The sequence below is a fragment of the Micromonospora sp. NBRC 110038 genome, assembly GCF_020884815.1.
Lineage (GTDB): Bacteria > Actinomycetota > Actinomycetes > Mycobacteriales > Micromonosporaceae > Micromonospora > Micromonospora haikouensis.
In genome coordinates this window covers 15,634-17,346 of the sequence record NZ_BBOL01000016.1, presented here as the reverse complement: position 1 = coordinate 17,346, position 1,713 = coordinate 15,634, and the positions used below count along the sequence as shown (strand labels likewise).

Annotated in this window: 2 protein-coding genes; both read right to left on the bottom strand. The window is 66.9% G+C overall.

The annotated features are described in order from the left end of the window. On the bottom strand, positions 1 to 1,138 hold a 1,138-nt coding region (locus LPU61_RS31345), incomplete at its 3' end, for a sulfate adenylyltransferase subunit 1 (protein ID WP_229406970.1). Further along, the coding region (gene cysD, locus LPU61_RS31340; RefSeq protein ID WP_229406969.1) for a sulfate adenylyltransferase subunit CysD at positions 1,138 to 1,713 on the bottom strand (576 nt) is incomplete at its 5' end. The genes cysD and LPU61_RS31345, both read right to left, overlap by 1 nt.

Sequence of the window (1,713 nt, the reverse complement as noted above, 5' to 3'; positions counted from 1 at the left end):
CGGTGGCGGTTTCGTCGCGGTGCAGGGAGTTGATGTCGAGGCGGTAGTGCAGGCCCCGCACGATGGCCCGCGCGCTGCGGGTGGTGTGCTTGATGGCGTAGCGGCCGCCGACGGTCAACGGTCGGGTCTCGTCCATCCAGCAGACCATCGCCTCGATGTCCTGCGCTACCGCGGGGGCGTTGTGCGGGCGGCAGATCATGTCCCCGCGGGAGATGTCGATCTCGTCTTCCAGGCGCACGGTGACCGACATCGGGGGGAACGCCTCCTCGACCGGCCCGTCGGCGGTCTCCACCGCCGCGATACGCGAGGTGAACCCCGACGGCAACACCATCACCTCGTCGCCGGCCTTCAACACGCCCGAGGCGACCTGACCGGCATACCCCCGGTAGTCGGTCACCGTGGTGGACTGCGGCCGGATCACGTACTGCACCGGGAACCGGACGTCCTGCAGGTTCCGGTCCGAGGCGATGTGCACCCGCTCCAGATGGTGCAGCAACGACGGACCCTCGTACCACGGCATGTTCTCCGACCGGGACACGATGTTGTCACCCTGCAACGCCGACACCGGCACCACCGTCAGGTCCGGCACGTCCAGCTTCGCCGCGAACGCCGTGAACTCGTCCGCGATCGCCTCGAACACCTCCCGGTCGAAGTCGACCAGGTCCATCTTGTTCACACACAACACCAGATGCGGCACCCGCAACAACGAACACAGGAACGCGTGCCGCCGCGACTGCTCCACCAGGCCCTTACGCGCGTCCACCAGGATCAACGCCAGGTCCGCCGTCGACGCCCCCGTCACCATGTTCCGCGTGTACTGGATGTGCCCCGGCGTGTCCGCGATGATGAACTTCCGCCGCGGCGTCGCGAAGTACCGGTACGCCACGTCGATCGTGATGCCCTGCTCCCGCTCCGCCCGCAACCCGTCGGTCAACAACGCCAGGTTCGTGTACTCGTCCCCCCGCGCCGCACTGACGGCCTCCACCGCCGCCAACTGATCGGTGAACAACGACTTCGTGTCATACAACAACCGGCCGATCAACGTCGACTTACCGTCGTCCACACTCCCGGCCGTGGCGAACCGCAACAGATCCATCGGCCGCGTCTCCACCTCGACCGGCGCCATGTCGATGCTCATCAGAAGTAGCCCTCCCGCTTACGGTCCTCCATCGCGGCCTCGCTGACCCGGTCGTCGCCCCGCGTCGCGCCCCGCTCGGTGATCCGCGTCGCGGCCACCTCCTCGATCACCGCCGCCACCGTGTCGGCGTCCGAACGCACCGCCGCCGTGCAGGAGGCGTCACCCACCGTCCGGTACCGCACCACCTCCACGAACCGTTCCTCACCCGCCCTCGGGGTGAAGAACTCGTTCACCGCGTACAACATCCCGTCCCGCTGCACCACCTCACGCTCGTGCGCGAAATAGATCGACGGCAACGGAATCCGCTCCCGGGCGATGTAGTGCCACACATCCAACTCGGTCCAGTTCGACAACGGGAACACCCGGATCGACTCACCCGGATGATGCCGACCGTTGTACAACGACCACAACTCCGGCCGCTGGTTCTTCGGATCCCACTGCCCGAACTCGTCCCGGAACGAGAACACCCGCTCCTTCGCCCGCGCCTTCTCCTCATCCCGACGCGCCCCACCGAACAGGGCATCGAACCGGTGCTTCTCCACCGCGTCCAACAACACCGGCGTCTGGATCCGGTT